Origin of the sequence: Nonlabens sp., assembly GCF_018401815.1 — a bacterium.
Classification (GTDB): domain Bacteria; phylum Bacteroidota; class Bacteroidia; order Flavobacteriales; family Flavobacteriaceae; genus Nonlabens.
This window is the reverse complement of sequence record NZ_JAGYKG010000002.1, coordinates 112,924-132,020: the sequence shown is the minus strand read 5'-3', so window position 1 is coordinate 132,020 and position 19,097 is coordinate 112,924. Positions and strand designations below refer to the sequence as shown.

17 protein-coding genes are annotated in these 19,097 nt (G+C 38.2%); 11 read left to right on the top strand and 6 right to left on the bottom strand.

Annotated features, from left to right (window positions below):
- Complete coding sequence (locus KG732_RS04880) at window positions 1-702, top strand: porin family protein (RefSeq protein WP_213521357.1); 702 nt, start codon at window positions 1-3, stop codon at window positions 700-702.
- Between the two features lie 216 nt (window positions 703-918).
- On the opposite strand, the gene KG732_RS04875 is transcribed toward KG732_RS04880, so the two are convergent.
- Window positions 919-1,647 (bottom strand): RNA methyltransferase, encoded by a 729-nt coding sequence (locus tag KG732_RS04875; RefSeq protein WP_213521356.1) that lies wholly within the window; start codon window positions 1,645-1,647, stop codon window positions 919-921.
- A gap of 28 nt (window positions 1,648-1,675) precedes the next feature.
- On the opposite strand from KG732_RS04875, the gene KG732_RS04870 reads away from it, so the two are divergent.
- The 4 genes from KG732_RS04870 to KG732_RS04855 are packed head-to-tail and all read left to right on the top strand — an operon-like array spanning window position 1,676 to window position 6,571.
- Entirely contained in the window at window positions 1,676-4,228 is a 2,553-nt protein-coding gene (locus tag KG732_RS04870) for a BamA/TamA family outer membrane protein (RefSeq protein ID WP_213521355.1), read from the top strand.
- Window positions 4,229-4,286: 58 nt separating this feature from the next.
- On the top strand, window positions 4,287-5,354 hold the full coding sequence (gene fbaA / locus KG732_RS04865; protein WP_213521354.1) for a class II fructose-bisphosphate aldolase: 1,068 nt from the start codon (window positions 4,287-4,289) through the stop codon (window positions 5,352-5,354).
- 56 nt (window positions 5,355-5,410) lie between these two features.
- Window positions 5,411-6,274 carry an acetyl-CoA carboxylase, carboxyltransferase subunit beta gene (gene accD / locus KG732_RS04860; protein WP_213521353.1) on the top strand — a complete coding sequence of 288 codons (864 nt, stop codon included), beginning with the start codon at window positions 5,411-5,413 and terminating at the stop codon, window positions 6,272-6,274.
- Between the two features lie 60 nt (window positions 6,275-6,334).
- Window positions 6,335-6,571, top strand: a complete 237-nt coding sequence (locus KG732_RS04855; RefSeq protein ID WP_213521352.1) for a hypothetical protein — start codon at window positions 6,335-6,337, stop codon at window positions 6,569-6,571.
- Window positions 6,572-6,846: 275 nt separating this feature from the next.
- Here the strand turns inward: KG732_RS04855 and KG732_RS04850 are convergent, their stop codons facing one another.
- The 3 genes from KG732_RS04850 to KG732_RS04840 all read right to left on the bottom strand — a co-directional run bounded on the left by KG732_RS04850 (window position 6,847) and on the right by KG732_RS04840 (window position 10,065).
- The gene (locus KG732_RS04850) at window positions 6,847-7,032 is read right to left on the bottom strand and encodes a hypothetical protein (RefSeq protein ID WP_213521351.1); all 186 of its coding nucleotides are present in this window, start codon (window positions 7,030-7,032) and stop codon (window positions 6,847-6,849) included.
- Between the two features lie 75 nt (window positions 7,033-7,107).
- Window positions 7,108-8,700, bottom strand: a complete 1,593-nt coding sequence (locus KG732_RS04845; protein ID WP_213521350.1) for a 4Fe-4S binding protein — start codon at window positions 8,698-8,700, stop codon at window positions 7,108-7,110.
- A gap of 24 nt (window positions 8,701-8,724) precedes the next feature.
- A complete protein-coding gene (locus KG732_RS04840) occupies window positions 8,725-10,065 on the bottom strand; it encodes an FAD/NAD(P)-binding oxidoreductase (protein WP_213521349.1) in 1,341 nt (446 codons plus the stop codon).
- A 473-nt stretch (window positions 10,066-10,538) separates the two neighbouring features.
- Here KG732_RS04840 and KG732_RS04835 point away from each other — a divergent pair, with 473 nt between their 5' ends.
- The 6 genes from KG732_RS04835 (at window position 10,539) to KG732_RS04810 (ending at window position 17,032) form a co-directional block, all read left to right on the top strand.
- Complete coding sequence (locus KG732_RS04835; protein WP_213521348.1) at window positions 10,539-11,582, top strand: glycoside hydrolase; 1,044 nt, start codon at window positions 10,539-10,541, stop codon at window positions 11,580-11,582.
- Window positions 11,583-12,546: 964 nt separating this feature from the next.
- Window positions 12,547-14,208, top strand: coding sequence for a M1 family metallopeptidase (locus KG732_RS04830; protein WP_213521347.1), 1,662 nt, complete (start codon window positions 12,547-12,549; stop codon window positions 14,206-14,208).
- Between the two features lie 126 nt (window positions 14,209-14,334).
- The gene (locus KG732_RS04825) at window positions 14,335-14,988 is read left to right on the top strand and encodes an HD domain-containing protein (protein WP_213521346.1); all 654 of its coding nucleotides are present in this window, start codon (window positions 14,335-14,337) and stop codon (window positions 14,986-14,988) included.
- 27 nt (window positions 14,989-15,015) lie between these two features.
- The gene (locus tag KG732_RS04820) at window positions 15,016-15,561 is read left to right on the top strand and encodes a hypothetical protein (protein ID WP_213521345.1); all 546 of its coding nucleotides are present in this window, start codon (window positions 15,016-15,018) and stop codon (window positions 15,559-15,561) included.
- Window positions 15,558-16,364, top strand: coding sequence for a tRNA pseudouridine(38-40) synthase TruA (locus KG732_RS04815; protein WP_213521344.1), 807 nt, complete (start codon window positions 15,558-15,560; stop codon window positions 16,362-16,364). The genes KG732_RS04820 and KG732_RS04815 overlap by 4 nt, the downstream gene beginning before the upstream one ends.
- Before the next feature lie 83 nt (window positions 16,365-16,447).
- Window positions 16,448-17,032: a DUF2911 domain-containing protein gene (locus KG732_RS04810; protein WP_213521343.1), complete on the top strand. Its 585-nt coding sequence runs from the start codon at window positions 16,448-16,450 to the stop codon at window positions 17,030-17,032.
- Between the two features lie 108 nt (window positions 17,033-17,140).
- Here the strand turns inward: KG732_RS04810 and KG732_RS04805 are convergent, their stop codons facing one another.
- Window positions 17,141-17,461, bottom strand: coding sequence for a 2Fe-2S iron-sulfur cluster-binding protein (locus KG732_RS04805; RefSeq protein ID WP_213521342.1), 321 nt, complete (start codon window positions 17,459-17,461; stop codon window positions 17,141-17,143).
- Entirely contained in the window at window positions 17,461-18,528 is a 1,068-nt protein-coding gene (locus KG732_RS04800) for an NAD(P)/FAD-dependent oxidoreductase (protein WP_213521689.1), read from the bottom strand. Before KG732_RS04800 ends, KG732_RS04805 begins: the two co-directional genes overlap by 1 nt.
- Window positions 18,529-19,097 lie beyond the last annotated feature (569 nt).

Genomic DNA, 19,097 nt, shown 5'->3' with positions numbered 1-19,097 from the left:
ATGAGACACCTACTGGTTATCATAGTTGTAGCAATAGGCATTCAAACCGCAAGTGCTCAATTATTTTCAAAAGAAAAAATTAAAAACTTAGAAAACTTTGATCAGAAGACTTTGTCTTGGGGTTATTATTTAGGTTTCAATTCTTATGATTACAAATTTGATTATAATGAAATCACAGAGGATATCATCACTGAATCCAGTGCTGGTTTTAATGTAGGCCTTTTGGGTGATTTACGTCTTAATGATTACTTCAATTTAAGACTAGAACCTGGAATTGTTTTTGCCACTAGAAATTTAACTTTTCAAAACCCTTCACTTACCACCGCAGCAGAAATAGAGCGCGAGGTGACTTCCACCTACATCCACGTTCCGCTGTTAATAAAATTCTCCACAAAAAGGGCCAACAATTGGAAACCATTTATTGTGGCTGGAGCTTCTTGGTCCAATAACTTGAGTAGTAATCAAGATAATCCAGACGACAATAGTGCAGGACAATTCAGACAAACTACCAGTGTTTTTAATTATGAATTGGGAATAGGTGTAGATCTTTATTTGTATTATTTCAAATTCTCTCCTTCCATAAGAGGGGTGTTTGCCATGGGAGACGAACTCGTGCGTGACGCCGACCCTAATAGTCCTTGGACTGGAAATATCACAAGCATGCAGTCTCGGGGCCTTTTTATCAACTTCACATTTCAGTAACACGTGTATAGTGTAACCTATCCTGTGCTTAATTTGGAACATTTTCAGATCCGAAGAATTATAGCCTCTAAGCATACCTGTAGTGTAACTACCCTGCTGTTCATTTAGAGCATTTTTAAAATAGGAGGTATAAGACTGCTATTGTACCGCTTTCGCGAAAGCGCCAATGAACTATTGTTTATGCCACATTTGAGTTATGATATTTTCTCATATGATCTATATAGATGAAGAGCGCAGCCATTCTCCTAAAATTACAGATGTCGCCATAGCTACATTAAGACTTTCTGTGTTTTGTAACTTTCCATATGGAGGTATACTTATTGGAGTCCCCATGGCTACTAATTCTTCCCGTATTCCGTGGGATTCATTGCCCATGACAAGGATCCCTTGTTCTGGCAATTTTTCTGTATAAATACTTGTTCCACCCATTACGGCAGGAAAAATAGGAAGTGCAGCATTACTGAGGTACTCCTTAAGATTCGTATAGTGAATTTGAACTCTTGCTAGAGATGCCATAGTTGCCTGGACCGACTTTGAATTATAAACATCTACTGTTTCATGACTACAAACAATATGTTCTATACCAAACCAATCTGCCAATCGTATAATCGTTCCTAAATTACCAGGGTCTTTTACGTCATCCAGGGCTATTATTTTACCTGTAGTAGGGAGCTCTTGATTTTGAATCATGTTAAAAACTGCTAGGTAGCCTGGTGCAGTTTTAAGGTTGGAAAGAATATTCATATCCTTCGCAGATATAATTTTAGGTTCTAAATCATCCAGTTGATGGTTCCCAGAAACAATAAGAATATCTTCTGCAATAAGACCAGCATCAAGGAGTTCTCTAATAGATTTGTATCCTTCTACAATGAAAAGTTGGTGTTCCTCTCTTATTTTTTTCCTTTTAAGAGATTTGATGAGCTTCAACTTGCTTTTAGTAACCATTTATAATCGTATTTTTGAATATTGTATTATGGAAAAGACAGGACTTCATGCAAAAATAGGCTTAATTATAGTGCTTATTACCTTATTAGTTTCCTGTAACGCTGTCCAACGCGTTCCTGAAGGAAAAAAACTACTTACCAAAAGTATTGTTTTAGTTGATAGTGTTGCCCCCAAGGATCTTAGAGTGAACACACTTCCTGTAGTGCAACCTAATCAAAAAATACTCGGTATACCTCTAGGACTGCACATTTATAACCTTGCAAGACCTCATCGGGATTCTATATATTTCAAATGGATGCAAGAGCATCCCAAAGGTTTAAAAAGACGCAATGCCATACTTTCGGAGAAACAAACTGTGAGATTAGGGCAAAGCCTTGTCGACTTTAATAATTGGTTAAAAAAAACAGGAGAAGCACCAGTGATCATTGATGAACTGGCAATTGAAAAATCTAAAGAAAGATTAAGAGCTTGGCATTGGAATCAAGGGTGGTTTAACACAGAGGTCGATCACAAAGTGAAGGAGAATAAGAGCAAAAAACGAGCCTGGATAGAATATTACGTTACCAAGAACCAACCTTACAAAATAGATAGCATTATTACTCAAATAGCTGCTCCTGTAATTGATTCCCTATATCAAATCGTTAAATCAGAAAGTATTATTAAAAAAGGAGAGCAATATTTTACACCGGATATCAATGCAGAAAGAGATCGACTTAACTCCTATTTTAGAGATCACGGTGCTTTTCATATGGAAAAAGAAAACATAAGGTTTGAAGGAGATACGGTGAATACCAATCAAAAAGCAACTATCACTTTAATCATTAAAGATCGTGAGGTAAAAGATGGAGACTCTACCATTACGGTTCCTTACAAAGTACATAAGATTAGTGAAGTCAACATCATTCCTGATTATCAAAATGCCACAAACGACAAAGCGGCCGACACTTTGAAATACGAGGATTACAATATCCTGCGTTTTGGAAAACGCAAGTACAAAAACGCTACACTAACTAATGCGATCTTTTTTCATAAAGGAGATATCTATAGGGACCTTGATCGAGACAGAACCTACAGAAGAATTACAGAACTTCAGAGCTTTTTATACCCTGCCATTAGATACGATGCTGATCCTAGAGATTCTACTGGGACCGATCTTATTGCAAATGTATTGTTGACTTCAAAAAAGAAATTTGAATTCACCTATGGAGTTGAGGCTACACATAGCAACATACAAGCCATAGGAGTAGGTCTCAACACCTCGTTATTGATAAGAAATCTTTTTAGAGGTAACGAGCTGCTAGACATCTCTTTTAGAGGTAACATTGGCGCCAGTACCAATGCTGCAAATGGAGATTCTAGATTTTTTGATCTACAAGAATTGGGTGCAGATGCACGTTTGAGTTTTCCACGTCTTTTCCTACCTTTTAGTCTCGATAGTTTCATTCCTAAATACATGTCTCCAACTACCAATTTTTCAGTTGGTTTCTTTAGTCAGACAAATATTGGACTGGATAAACAAAGTCTTAATGGAGCACTTACTTATAATTGGAGACAGACGCCTATAAAAAGCACTAGGTTGGACTTAGTCAACGCGCAATATGTACGTAATCTAGATCCAGGCAATTTTTTTAATGTCTATCAAAGCAGTTATGGAAGCATTAATGATCTGGCAAACAACCTGAACATCAATGATCCCACTTATGTCAACGATAGCGGTAACTTGACCATTCCAGAAGGTACTACAGCATTTATAAACGATGCGATAGCTGGAGATTTGGGCGCAGATGATGCTCAAAGAGAAGTCCTAAGAAATATTAGGGAACGCAGGGATCGATTATCCCAAAACAACTTGATTATATCTTCTAGTTACAGCTGGACCCGAAACAATAGAGTAGGTATTTATGACGAAGATTTTTCTAGGTTAAATTTAAGAATAGAAGCAGCTGGAAATGTACTTTCTGGAATATCAAGCCTGGCTGGAATTAATAAAAATGACAATAACAGAAGACGTGTTTTTGGAGTAGAATACAGTCAATACGTAAAAACAGAAATAGACTACATCAAACATTGGCAATATATCAATAATCACGTTCTTGCTATCAGAGCCTTTGGCGGTGTTGCCATTCCTTATGGCAACTCCGACAACATTCCATTTATAAGATCTTTTTTTGCTGGCGGTCCTAATGATAACAGAGCCTGGCAGGCCTACGAATTAGGCCCAGGGAAGACCGGGGGGCTTAATGATTTTAATGAAGCAAACATGAAACTGGCCTTCAATATAGAGTATAGATTTCCTATTGCGGGAGCTTTTAAAGGTGCTTTTTTTGCAGATGCCGGTACTATTTTTAACGTACTCGATAGTGAAGTTGATCCAGATGCTATGTTCAATAATCTCAGTGACTTACAATACCTAGCACTTGGAACTGGTGCTGGTTTGCGTTATGATTTTGGCTTTTTTGTATTGAGATTTGATATGGGCTTTAAAACCTACAACCCTGCTCTAGAAGAAAATAGAAGGTGGCTGAAGGAATTTAAAATTTCTAGATCAGTCCTTAACGTCGGGATTAATTATCCTTTCTAATAAGATGTAAAATAGGCGTTTATTTTTGCTTATTTTTGCTATTCAATACATTATATATATGAGTCATAAAATTAAACCTGGAGTTGCCACTGGCGACCAAGTTCAAGAAATATTCAATCACGCAAAAGCAAACGGATACGCACTGCCTGCTGTAAACGTTGTAGGTTCTAATACTGTAAACGCAGTTATGGAAACTGCTGCAGAGTTAAACTCCCCAGTAATCATACAGTATTCCAATGGAGGTTCTATTTTTAATGCTGGAAAAGGATTGAATAATGATAACCAAAGAGCAGCAATTTTAGGCGGTATCGCTGGTGCAGAGCATGTGCACCGACTTGCTGAAGCCTATGGAGCAAGCGTTATTTTACATACAGATCACTGTTCAAAAAATTTATTGCCTTGGATTGATGGTTTGCTTGACGCTAGTGAGGCACGCTTTCGCGAAAGCGGGAAAAGTTTATACTCCTCTCACATGATCGATCTTAGTGAAGAACCATTAGAGGAAAATATAGAGATTTGTAAACGATACCTAGAAAGAATGTCTAAAATGGACATGACTCTCGAAATAGAATTGGGTATTACAGGTGGTGAAGAAGATGGTGTGGATAATAGCGATGTAGATGAATCCAAGCTATACACACAGCCTGAAGAAGTGGCTTATGCCTATGAAGAGCTTAAAAAGGTGAGTGATAAATTTACTATTGCAGCAGCATTCGGTAACGTTCACGGCGTTTATAAGCCTGGTAATGTAAAGTTAACGCCTAAAATTCTTAAAAACTCTCAAGAATATATTTCCAAAAAATACAATGTAGCGCATAATCACATTGATTTTGTATTCCACGGTGGTTCTGGTTCTACCCTAGAAGAAATAAGAGAAGCTATAGGTTACGGAGTTATAAAAATGAACATAGATACCGACTTGCAATGGGCATTTGCTGAAGGTATTAAGAAGTATATGGATAGTAACGATGACTTTTTACATTCTCAAATAGGCAACTCGTCTGGTGCCGATTCTCCTAATAAGAAATATTACGACCCACGTAAGTGGTTGCGTGTAGGAGAAGAGTCTTTTAAAGCGCGATTAAAGCAAGCTTTTGAAGACCTTAATAATATTAATACATTATAAACAAACCCTAGCATTTGAATCCTTATTGATTTTAATGTTTTTTTATTGAAAAAGATATGGCTTGGTTTAAAAGAGACAAAAAAGGAATTACTACTCCTACAGAGGCAAAAAAAGATACCCCTAAGGGATTGTGGTACAAATCGCCTACCGGGAAGATAGTAGATACTGATCAACTTAAAAACAATTTTTATGTGAGCCCAGAAGATGGATACCACGTAAGAATAGGTAGTAATGAATACTTTGAAATATTGTTTGACGACAATAAATACAAAGAACTCAACCCTAATATCGTTTCTAAAGATCCGTTACATTTTGAGGATACTAAGAAATACTCCGATCGTATTGAGGCAGCTCAAAAGAAAACAGGACTTAAAGATGCCATACGCACAGCAGTAGGTAAATCTGAAGGCAATGATCTTGTAGTGGCATGTATGGACTTTGCATTTATAGGTGGTTCTATGGGTAGTGTTGTAGGAGAAAAAATTGCTCGCGCAGCAGACTATTCCCTTAAGAACAACATTCCATTTATGATCATTTCTAAATCTGGTGGTGCACGTATGATGGAAGCTGCATTATCATTAATGCAGCTGGCAAAAACAAGTGCAAAACTTGCTCAATTGAGCGATGCAGGAATTCCTTATATTTCTTTGTGTACCGACCCCACTACAGGTGGGACAACTGCTTCATTTGCCATGTTAGGAGATATCAATATAGGAGAACCTGGAGCATTAATTGCCTTTGCAGGACCTCGGGTGGTTAGAGATACCACAGGAAAAGAACTTCCAGAAGGATTCCAAACAGCAGAGTTCCTTCTAGAAAAAGGGTTCTTAGACTTTATATGCCCTAGAAATCAACTCAAGAAGAAAGTGAATCAATACCTCAACCTTATTCTTAATAGAACGGTAAAAGTAGTAGCTTAAGCTTAAGTTAATTAGTTGCAAATCACATTAAAGAAGGCTCCATAAAGGCTAGCTATAACTGTGAAATTAAAAAAATCAACTGACAAAATAGTTGTCCCTGAATCAGGTAATGATATTTCTATACCTAAAGATTTTGTGGCAGCCTTAACTGATTACCGACCTGGTTTTACAGTTTTAAAAGTATTGCATATAGAGCTGGAGGTTGAAAAACAGATTCCATCCTATAATGAAGACTCTAAAGAAACCCACCTAAAAGGGAACGTTCTAACTGGGGTTATTGTGTTGGTCAAAAGATAGCGACATTCTAAATTAATTCAGAGTAATGTTCTTTGTTGGTACTTATACTTTCAGAAAGTATAATTTCTTTATTTATTTCACTCCATTTGTTGATGTAAATACCAGATTTTATAAATTTTACGTTATCTGAATCGGCCTTTTTCTTATCTAGTTCTTCATTGTAAGCTGTTGTATAAATACTAATGTTTTTAGACCTTGCCGCAAAACCTATAATAAAAAAATCCCCTTCTCTTCCTGTGTTATATTAAAAATGGTACGTCCCTGCATTTATCACGTTACCCCAAAAGCTTAGCTTTCTCTCCTACGAGCTTTTCCATTAAATGAAGAAATTGAAAACAATCCTCTTCCTTTTGCAAGGGTTCCTCAGTATTCAAATAATCTGCTACAGAATCTTTACTAGGTTGAGTTTTGTTTGCCATTTCTTTACTTAGATCTATACCTATTCTAAGGAGTCTCGTCATTAGCTTCAATCAATGTATAGGTCTCGCTTCCCGAAGCTAGTTCGGGACAAGTTTCGCGAAAGCGGAACACTTATTCTATTTATTCTTATTCAATAACTCCATCAAGTTCACATCATTTCCTAACAATACTTCTGTAGGATTGATACGACCAGATTCTGGACCGTTCTCCAGCTTTAACACCCCTCTCGGGCATACAGCACTACAAATACCACATCCTACACAACTGGACCTAACGATGTTTTCTCCTTTTTGAGCATAAGCTCGTACATCTATTCCCTGTTCACAATAAGTAGAGCAATTCCCACAAGAAATGCACTGGCCACCATTAGTGGTAATCCTAAAACGAGATTTAAAACGCTGTACAAATCCTAAATAAGCCGCCAGTGGGCAACCAAAACGACACCACACCCGATTACCAAAAATAGGATAGAATCCAGTCCCGATCACTCCGGCAAAAATAGCTCCTATTAAAAAGCTGTAGATATTCATAATACTTTGCACCTCAATTCCTAGAACAACATGAGCCTCGGTAAAAAAGCCATAAAGAGTAAAGCCAGTCATTACTAATGCAAAAACCAGTACGCCGTGAATCAACCAGCGTTCTACTTTCCAAGAGAAAAGCGATTTACTAGAATGCTGACGGTAAGGATCACCTAAAGTTTCGGCCAGTCCGCCACAACCACAAACCCATGAACAATACCACCTTTTTCCAAAGAAATAAACCATGACTGGAACAATCACCACGGTGAGTAGAATTCCCCATACGAGAATAAACAACCCTAGTCCACCACTGGAGATCAACTCCTTTAAGTTCCAGCTAAAAAAGAAATCATAATCTAATGGGAATGCATTCTTAAAGTCATACCCTTTTGAATAGGACAATTGTAGTCGCACCATGATTTCAGGAATCAAAAAAGCAAAGACAATTTGAAAGAACCATACTGAGGTGGTTCTCAACACTTGGTATTTATTATGCCTGTATTTGATATACATTCTAACGGCCATAACGGTCATTACGGTACAATACATAAAACCATATACAAACCAGTGCCCTGCGGGATTGCCATTCAAGCTTTTACTTAATGGATCTACTAAATACGTCCAGTTCACCGCATATTCTGACTGAAAATAGAGCACTAAGTAAAAACTAACTAAAAAGATAAAAACCAGCCAAGCGATCCAGCCTCTATTCGTAGAACTTTGGTGATAAATACCATTGTTTTTAATTCCTTTTCTACCTAAAGTAACCACTTGTGGTACAATAAACATCAAAGCGCCTAAAATCCCAAGTCCAAAGGTGAGGAACCACATCAAAACTTTATTTTCAGGAATAAAGCCGTAACCAGCCTCTTTTCTTATAGCCGTGGCTAGATCATCATCACTGGCATAGACTTTTTTATCCCATTCCTTATTCTTGGTATGAATGGCATTTGCCTTTTCAGTAGCCTCTGCCACTATAGAGGATAAGGGAGTGATACCAGAAAAATCTTTGCCCACTATTTTGGCTTGTAGGTCTTGTATAAAAACTTCGCTTTTTATTCCTTGATTGACCATCAACTCGTCAAAGCTTTTTTGATCGAGTTTAAAGTTGCCTAAAAAAGGAAGGCTGATAAAGATTCCAAAGCCCACTAAAAAAATAGCGATGCCTATATGTTGTATTGCTTTCATAAAGCGTAATTTGTCAAGTGTTGTTTAAGCAAAAATGCGTTTCCAGCTTTTCTTTACCGGCTTGATTTGTTTTTCTCTTTGTTGATTGTAGTGCTTTACAATGGCATCCTCATGCAGCTTATAAAATTCTGGATCAAAGTTAGCATCCTTTAAAAACATGATGACCTCATCTACCTTACGACCTTCATGGAGCCAGCGATCAAAAATCTCGTGACGCATTCTAATTCCAAAAGTATTAATACCTAAAAACACATCAGTATCTTTATGATAAGCGATAGTCACGCAAATCATCTCTTTAGCATGCCTCCAATGAAATTGCTCTTCAAATTCCGGCTGATGCGCCCCACTTACCCATCCATAAGTCTGGTATTCTATGTCTATGAATTTGGCGCTATTGAACCAGTGTCCCGGCTTGTATTCCATAGGGTTCCCGCAAATGGTTTGTGCAATAGCCTCACCCATCATACGCCCCGTATACCATACCGCTTCTACAGGTCTTCTCCTGCCTATTGCTTCTCGTTGCTCTGCACAATCACCTATGGCATAAATGTCTTTTACACTAGTTTCCAGCAGCCTATTCACTAAGACCCCACGACCTAGTTCTATATCAGAATCTTTTAAAAAACTCACATTAGGAGAGACTCCTGCGGTAAGCCCTACCACATCACAAGCTATGATTTCTCCTGTTCCTTTTATTTTGATTGCTTTGCACGTTCCACTACCATCATCGATGATTTCTTCCAGCTCAACTCCTAAGCGCAAATCAATTCCATTTGCCAAAATTTCTTCATTGACCATCGCACTCTCTCCAGCTGGCAACACAGCATTCCAAAAGCTATCTTCTCGCACCAAAAAAGTAACTGGAATATGACGGGAGTGCAGCATCTCAGCCATTTCAATTCCTATAAGACCGCCACCTACGATTACAGCACGTTTACACACCTTATTATCAGGAGCATTTTTTTCAAGTTGTTCCAGATCTTGTTTGTGGTACAAGCCTTGAACCCCATCGAGATCTTGACCAGGCCAGCCAAATTTATTAGGAACACTACCCGTAGCTAGAATCAATTTGTCAAAACTCATGACCTCTCCTGTAGTGAACCGGATGGTTTTTTCAGTACCAAATACCTTTTCTACCCAAGCAGTTTTTAATTCTATTCGGTTTTTCTTCCAAAACCAATTTTCATAGGGTTGCGTGTGTTCCAATTTCATATGCCCCATATAGACATACATAAGCGCCGTACGAGAGAAAAAATAATCGGTCTCCCCAGATATAATCGTAATGCGGTGATCAGAATTTTTCCTAATGTGACGTGCAGCGGTAACTCCAGCGATACCATTTCCTATAATGACGATGTGGTCCATGAGTAGTAAATTATTAGACAAACAAATCAACTGATATATCAAAGGTAAAAACAACTAGCAACTTCCTTTGAAATGACTCTTGTTCCCTAAATATAGTTTTTCAGCTATTTAAAAGTGTAAGTTATACATTTATGAGTAATCGAGATCACCTTTTTATAAAGATGGGTTATTCTTTAACCTCCAATATGCTGAGGCAACACTCAGATCAACTAAGTTCTTGTAAATAAAGCATCTCCTATTTGTGTTTCGCTTTCGCGAAACTTGTCCCGGCTAGCTTCGGGAAGCGAGATCAGTTCCAACATATAACCACTACTATAAACTGACAAGAAGATTGCTAAGCAGTTACTATTCTAATAATTAGAATTAAAATCGTTCAAATTTGATTAATTTTATAAGGCGTTACTGAAATGACAGTTTCTTTGATGATTAGACAAGCTGAAGCGTTCCTCTTAAATTCTGATTTCTAAATATTTATGAAAAAAACACTCTATTTTCTTTTAATAGTAAGCGTAATTTCCTGCAACTCTCCAAACAATAAGCATCTGCAGCATCAAACAGGTAGTCATATTAAAACTCTTTCTAAAATCAACGGTATCTCATTTGTTGCTACACGAGATTCTATTGATCATACTGCGATTACACCAGTTAAAAACTATAATGCTAACTATGCCGCTATAATTCCCTATGCATGGATGAAAAGTCTGGAACAACCTCAAGTTAATTATGAGGAAGATCGGGGTTGGTGGGGCGAGAAACCTCATGGGGTGGCATCCACCGCAAATCAGATGAAAGATCAAGGTATTGAGGTGCTTTTAAAACCACAACTATGGATAGGTCGTGGGGACTATACAGGGAATATTAAACTGGAATCTGAAGAAGCTTGGAAGGTTTTAGAAGACAGCTATACCGATTATATCATGAGATTTGTCCATATTGCTGCAAAAGAAAACGTGGGCATGTTTTGCATAGGTACAGAATTAGATTCCTTTGTAAAAGAACGACCAGCATACTGGCTGCAGCTTATCAAAAACATACGTGAGGTGTACTCCGGAAAACTGACCTATGCTGCCAATTGGGATAACTATAAGCACGTGACTTTTTGGAATGATTTGGACTATGTAGGAGTGGATGCTTATTTCCCATTGAGTGACGAGAAAACTCCAAATGCTGCCACTCTTCAACAGAACTGGCAAAAGTGGAAAAACGAAATGAAAGGAGTTTCTGAAAAATACGGTAAGAAAATCCTATTTTCAGAATACGGCTACATCAGCGCTGATTATGCTGGTAAAGAGCCTTGGAAAAATGCAGGAGAAGATCGAGCCGTAAATGAAGAAGCACAACAGGTATTGCTTCAAGGTCTTTATGATAACGTTTGGCAAGAAGAATGGATGGCTGGTGGCTTTATTTGGAAACATCACGCTGAAAAAAGCAGACGCCGAGGCTATGAAAAACGTTTTACTCCTCAAGGAAAAAAAGCACAAGCAACGGTTACGGAGGCGTATCGGGTGAGTCTGTGAGTCTTTTGAACTTGAACTTGAACTCGAAATTGAAAACAGAGTTGATGGTTCCGCAGCCTATAGGTATGAGGTATGAGGTATGAGGTATGAGGTATGAGGTATGAGGTATGAGGTATGAGGTAAAATGAAAATTATAGTCCACAAAACAAAGAAAAAACCGAATTCATTCGGTAAAAAAAAGTACGCCGAAGGCGACAACATAAATTCCTAGCGGCGGACTTCAGTCCGCTGGGGGGAATGAAAATGAATAAAAAAAAACCAAGTTCATTCGGTAAATAAAAAGAACGCCGAAGGCGACAACATAAATTCCTAGCGGCTGACTTCAGTCCGCTGGTGGGAATGAAAATGAATAAAAAAAACCAAGTTCATTCGGTAAAAAAAGTACGCCATAGGCGACAACACAAATTCCTAGCGGCGGACTTCAGTCCGCTGGAAAGAATGAGAATGAATAAAAAAAACCGAATTCATTCGGTAAAAAAAAGTACGCCGTAGGCGACAACACAAATTCCTAGCGGCGGACTTCAGTCCGCTGGAAAGAATGAGAATGAATAAGGAAACCGAATTCATTCGGTAAATAAAAAGTACGCCGAAAGCGACAACGCAAATTCCTAGCGGCGGACTTCAGTCCGCTGGTGGGAAAATGAATAAAAAAAACCAAGTTCATTCGGTAAAAAAAAGAACGCCGAAGGCAACAACATAAATTCCTAGCGGCGGACTTCAGTCCGCTGGCGGGAATGAGAATGAATAAAAAAACCGAATTCATTCGGTAAAAAAAAGAACGCCGAAGGCAACAACATAAATTCCTAGCGGCGGACTTCAGTCCGCTGGTGGGAATGAAAATGAATAAAAAAAACCGAATTCATTCGGTAAATAAAAAGAACGCCGTAGGCGACAACATAAATTCCTAGCGGCGGACTTCAGTCCGCTGGTGGGGGAATGTTAATAAAGAAAATAAATTACGAGAATGAAAAGAATACATATGATCATAGCGGCACTGATCCTTTTAGGGACCAGCCAGCTCGCAACAGCTCAGTTGCTCACCAATAAAAAGCAATTTACCCGACAAGATTCTTTACGAGGTTCTATAACGCCAGAGCGCGCTTGGTGGGATTTGAGATATTATGATCTAGACGTGAAGGTTCTACCGGAAGATAAATTCATAAGCGGCTCTAATACTATTACTTATGAGGTCTTAGAACCCTATCAAGTCATGCAAATCGATCTTCAAGAACCCATGAAAATCCTTAGCGTTACTCAAAATAACAAAGAACTTGAAGTAACAAATGAAGGAAATGCGCATTTTATTAGATTGGAAGAAAAGCAACCTGTTGGTGCTAGCAAGGCTATAATAGTAACTTTTGAAGGCCAGCCTCGTGAGGCCAGAAACGCTCCTTGGGATGGAGGTTTTTCATGGAAAAAAGACGCTAATGGAAAGCATTTTATTGCCACATCTAATCAAGGTCTAGGAGCTAGTGTATGGTGGCCTAACAAAGACCACATGTATCAAGAAGTCGATGGAATGACCATGTCTATAAACGTGCCAGCAGGCTTAATGAACATTTCTAACGGTAGGTTAATTGATACAGAAATACAAGAAGACGGCAGCTCGACTTATACTTGGGAAGTAAAAAATCCGATCAACAATTATGGCGTCAACATCAACATAGGTGATTATGTAAATTTCTCTGAAGTCTACGAAGGCGAAAAAGGACCGCTAGATATGAATTATTACGTGCTAAGAGACCACCTAGAAAAAGCCAAAACACATTTCAAAGATGCGCCTAAAATGATGAAGGCTTTTGAGCACTGGTTTGGGCCTTATCCATTTTATGAAGACAGTTATAAATTAGTCGAAGTTCCCTATTTAGGTATGGAACATCAAAGCTCTGTTACTTATGGTAACCAATATGGGAATGGTTATCTAGGTCGCGATCTTTCGGGAAGCGGCTGGGGAATGAAATTTGACTTTATCATCATCCATGAATCAGGACATGAATGGTTTGCCAACAATATTACTGACAAAGACATTGCAGACATGTGGATACATGAAAGTTTCACTGCTTATTCAGAAAGTCTTTTTCTAGATTATTACTACGGTAAAAAAGCCAGCTCTGAATATGTGATCGGTACAAGACGCAGTATTAATAACGACCGGCCTATTATAGGAGATTATGATGTAAATCATGAAGGGTCTGGAGACATGTATTACAAAGGAGCTAACCTCTTGCACACGCTGAGACAAATCACAAACGATGATAAAAAATGGAGGCAAATTCTACGTGGCCTCAATTCCGAATTTTATCATGAAACGGTTACTACAGCACAAATCGAAAACTATATTTCTGATCAAATGGGACTAGATCTGGATCCCGTATTTGATCAATATTTGCGGGATATTCGTATTCCTAAATTAGAGTACTCCATTAGCAAGAACAAAATGTACTACCGCTGGAACAATGTGGTAGATGGCTTTGAGATGCCCTTCCAAATTTTGATAGACGGAGAAAAAACTTGGATCACGCCTACTACCAAGATTCAAAAACTAAAATTGCCGTCTAAAACTTCTGAATTTGATATTGTTGAAGATTTTTATGTGAATTATAAGAAGAAAGAGAAGTTAAAATAATTAAAATTTAACACTTGTGCAATTCTTGAAATGATCTGTTACGTTGGTTATAATTTCGCTTTCGCGAAACTTGTCCTGAACTAGCTTTGAGAAACTCAACAACAAAAAGCACAGTACCTTTACCACATGACCCAACAACAAATCATAGATCAAACCGTACAATTCGTAAAAACACAATTACAAAATGCTGAAGGTGGACACGACTGGTTCCATATAGAACGCGTTTGGAAGAATGCAAAACTGATCGCGCAAGACGAAAAATGTGATCGAGGAATTGTGGAATTAGGTGCCCTATTACACGACATCGCCGATTCTAAATTTCACGACGGAGATGAAACTGTGGGACCTCGAGTAGCAAAAGAGTTTCTTGAATCTCTTGAAGTCCCAAAAGATGTGATGGAACATGTAGCAAACATTATTAAATACATTTCCTATAAAGGCGGTCATCAAAGTAAAGATTTTAGCAGTATAGAATTGCACATCGTTCAAGATGCTGATAGACTGGACGCTATAGGTGCGATAGGAATCGCGCGTACGTTTAATTATGGCGGTTTTAAGAATAGAGCTATTTATGACCCTAACATCCCTGCAGATTTAGACATGACCTCAGCGCAATACAAAAAGAGTACTGCTCCTACGATCAATCACTTTTATGAAAAACTGTTGCTTTTAAAAGACCTCATGAATACCGAAACTGGAAGAAAGGTCGCACAACAACGTCACGATTATATGCAAAGTTTTCTAGACCAATTCTATGCAGAGTGGAATGGTGAGAAATGATTATTTTTACTTGATAAAACTGCAACCATGTTCGAAGACGATGATGATTATGATCTAAGGAGCCACGAGAAACTTCCTGTTTTCATTAAAGCAATAGAGCTGTATAATCTAGTTGACAGCTTACTCAAAGGTAGTAATAAAGAAGACCGCGTCGAGACCCAAGAAACAAAAGAACATGAAGAATACATGGAACATTTCTTTGAAAGCAGCAAAGACATGATGATGGCAAATGCAATGTTGATCCCAGCAAAAATAGCTGGAGCAGAAGGTGGTGATATCTATGATTTGAGAATGGAAAACGCTGCGATTATTAGAAAAGCAGCAAGAGAAATTATTACAGACGCTCGTGGTTTGCAAATGAGCGGTTTTCCAGATATTGAATATTTAGATCTATTACGTAATGAAGTAGATCAGTTTAGAGTTCTTTTTGCAAAATGGGTAAAGACATTTGATCAAGAGAATTACATCATTGATCGCTGGGGACTTTTTAATCCGCCGGGCGTGAATTATGATGACCATGACCCAGATGATGATATCCCTTTTAATGCTGATGACTTTTTAGGAGATTTATGAATCCAGGACCCTTTGCTCAAAACAACCGACAGTTTTTTCTGATCAAAATGCAGTACCTGGGGTTTAGGTTTCACGGCTGGCAAAAACAACCTAATAACCTACCAACAGTAGAACGCATGGTCTTAAGAACCTTGAGGTATGTATTTGACCATTCTAACTTTAAAGTACTTGCTGCCGGTAGAACAGATGCTAAAGTTTCTGTGAACGAGACGTGGATCGAACTCTTTCTAGATGATGCTGAAGAATTAGATATAGGCCCCTTCTTGATAGACTTCAATCAAAATCTACCCAGTGACATTAGAGCTTTAGAAGTCCAGGCTACTTATAAGGATTTTAATATTATTCAGGCTCCCAAAATCAAGGAGTACATCTATCTCTTTTCCCATGGAGAGAAGTTCCATCCTTTTTGCGCTTCTATGATGGTGTATATGAAGAGTGAACTCGATATAGCAATCATGAAAACAGCTGCACAACTCTTTGAAGGGACACATGATTTCTGGTCCTACACCTATAAACCTTCTGACAACACAGAAACTACCTCTACCATACAAAGTTGTATGATTGAAAAGAATGAGCTCTTTACAGCAAGCTTCTTTCCAGAACAAAGTTTTGTTTTTAGAGTAAAAGGAGCCGGTTTTAAACGCCATCAAGTGCGACTTATGATGGGCATGTTATTTGACTTGGGAATGCACAAATTCACTCTAGATGAATTTAAAGAAACCCTAAATGGAAGTCTTAAAATTCATCTTTCACACATTGCTCCATCTAGCGGTTTGATGCTATACACCACTGAATTCAGGTAAACCTCAACTCTTATAGATTTGTTAAAGTGACTCTTTACTGATAGGATGTCTTTATTTTTAAAGCCTTATAAAAAATCACAATCATGAAAACATATATGTTATTACTCGCTGTAATTCTATCTACCTCATCCCTTTTTGCACAAGACTTCGTCAAAACAGACAATAGCCCAATGGATGCTGCTTTCTTTCCTGCAGATGCAGCAAAACGCGCTTTTAGAGAAGGTATAAGTGCACCTAAAATTAGAGTTCTTTACAGTCGTCCTTCTTTAAAAGGTCGCAACATTTTCACCACAGAAGACAAGAAGAAAGAAGGCATTACCGTTTATGGCGCATCTTGGAGACTCGGTGCTAATGAGAGTACCGAACTTCTTTTAATGCAAGACGCGATGATTGGTAGGAAATTGATTAAAGCTGGACGTTATTCTGTAGTGGTAACCCCTACTGAAAACGAATGGACCTTTCACATCAATTCAGAAAATGATGGGTGGGGAAATTATTCTCATCAAACTGAAATGGACGTAGTAACCGTAAGTGTTCCTGTTACCATGAATGAAGAAAGTCTTGAACATCTAAGCATCACACTTTACTCTCCTAATAATGACAACACCGTTCATTTAAAAACTGGTTGGGGCACTTACAGAACAGAGCTTCCTATAGTGTTGAAGTAATTATTTAGGAATAATCAACCTGCGTTGCCATGTTTCTTGAACATTAACGCTGGTAGGACGTTCCTCTATGGAAAATCTGTGCGTTCTGTATCACTAGATCTCTAGCGATTAATCCTCTGGTGCCAGTTCGACAATTAAACCTTCGAGATTTTCGGTAATGGGAATTTGACAACCCAATCTAGAGTTATCCTTTACATGTTCTGCCTCCCAGAGCATCGCTTGCTCGTCATCATTGCGCTCTCCTAAGTCGTGATCGCTCATGATATAGCACTGACAAGTGGCACACATTGCCATGCCACCACAAACCGCTTGTACCGGCAGCTCGTAAGCTTTACAAACTTCCATCAGGTTCATGTTCATATCTGTTGGAGCGAGTACTTGGTGTGCTACTCCTTCTCTATCAATGATCGTAATAGTTACATCAGACATTAGTGGTTTCCTATTTTCTTAACAACCGCTTTTTCTGCCTCTTTACGAGAACCGTCAAAACCATCGATACCACCTACCGTTGTATACTTCATAACATAACGCTTTTCCGGAAAAATACGTTGGTAAGCACTTTGACACATCAAAGTCGCTTCATGAAAACCACAGAGAATTAATTTTAATTTACCTGGATACGTATTGACATCTCCTATGGCATAGATTCCAGGAATGTTCGTTTGATAGTCCAATGTATTATCAACTTTGATCGCATTTTTCTCAATTTCAAGTCCCCATTTTGCTATAGGGCCCAATTTAGGAGCCAATCCAAATAAAGGTATAAACGCATCACACTCGATAACTTCCATACGCTTAGCTTCATCATTATGCTGTAGTACAACAGATTCTACTTGATCTGCTCCCTTGATATCTAAAATTTCAGCAGGAGTGATCAACCTTATTTTATTTTGGTCTACTAGTTTTTGTACTTTCTCCACACTATCCAGTGCCCCTCTAAATTCTTCCCTTCTGTGCACCAGCGTTACCTCAGACGCCACCTCAGCAAGAAAAATTGACCAATCTAGCGCAGAATCTCCTCCGCCAGCGATAATCACTTTTTGATCTCTGTAAACTTCCGGGTCTTTAATGATGTAGGAAAGACCTTTATCTTCATACTTGGCAATTCCTTCTATAGCAGGCTTACGAGGTTCAAAAGATCCTAATCCGCCAGCGATAGCGACTATTTTTGCATGGTGCTTGGTTCCTTTACTGGTGGTCACTATAAAAGTCCCGTCCTCGAGTTGATCTATAGTTTCTGCTCGCTCCCCTAAGGTAAAACCAGGCTGAAAAGGCTCAATCTGTTTCATCAAATTAGTCACTAAATCACCTGCAAGAATTTCTGGAAAGCCTGGAATATCGTAAATAGGCTTTTTAGGATACAATTCTGAACACTGACCCCCTGGTTGCGCTAGCGCATCAATTAAATGACATTTGAGCTTTAATAATCCAGCTTCAAAAACAGCAAACAGACCTGTAGGTCCAGCACCTATTATTAATATATCTGTCGTAATCATATCTTGTTTCATAGCAACTTTAACGCTAACATTTTAGCGACGCAAAGGTCGTCATCATTCCCTAGTTAAGCAAATGATTAACGGAATTCTATGATTGTGGAAAGAAGGGAGGAAACTGCTGTTTTTTCAAAAACTTATAACAACAAAAAAACCGTCAGAATTGACGGAGTATTGATTTTTTGAACGGTCAACCACGAGAGTTTAAAATAAAAAAACAGCCCATCTTAATATTAGAAGCAACTCGCGGTATTTGACCTATCCAAAACAATTTGTTAAAACTTAACCCCACGAATATACCGCATTATTTAAACCCTACAAGTCAGATAGGGTAAAATCATATAGTTATTTTAAAAGCTTCTTATTAAAGTTAATTCAATAAAGGCAGGTATAATTTACAAAATCGCCATTTTACCTTAAAAACTAATCTTGCAGACCCTATACCATACCCATGAAAGTCTTGATGCCGCTGGGATTGATAAAAAGTTTGATAGCCACTAGGGTTTTTAAGAGCAAGGCTATTAAAATAAATTGATCCACCACGTTGCCCGAGTACTATTTACAAACACAGG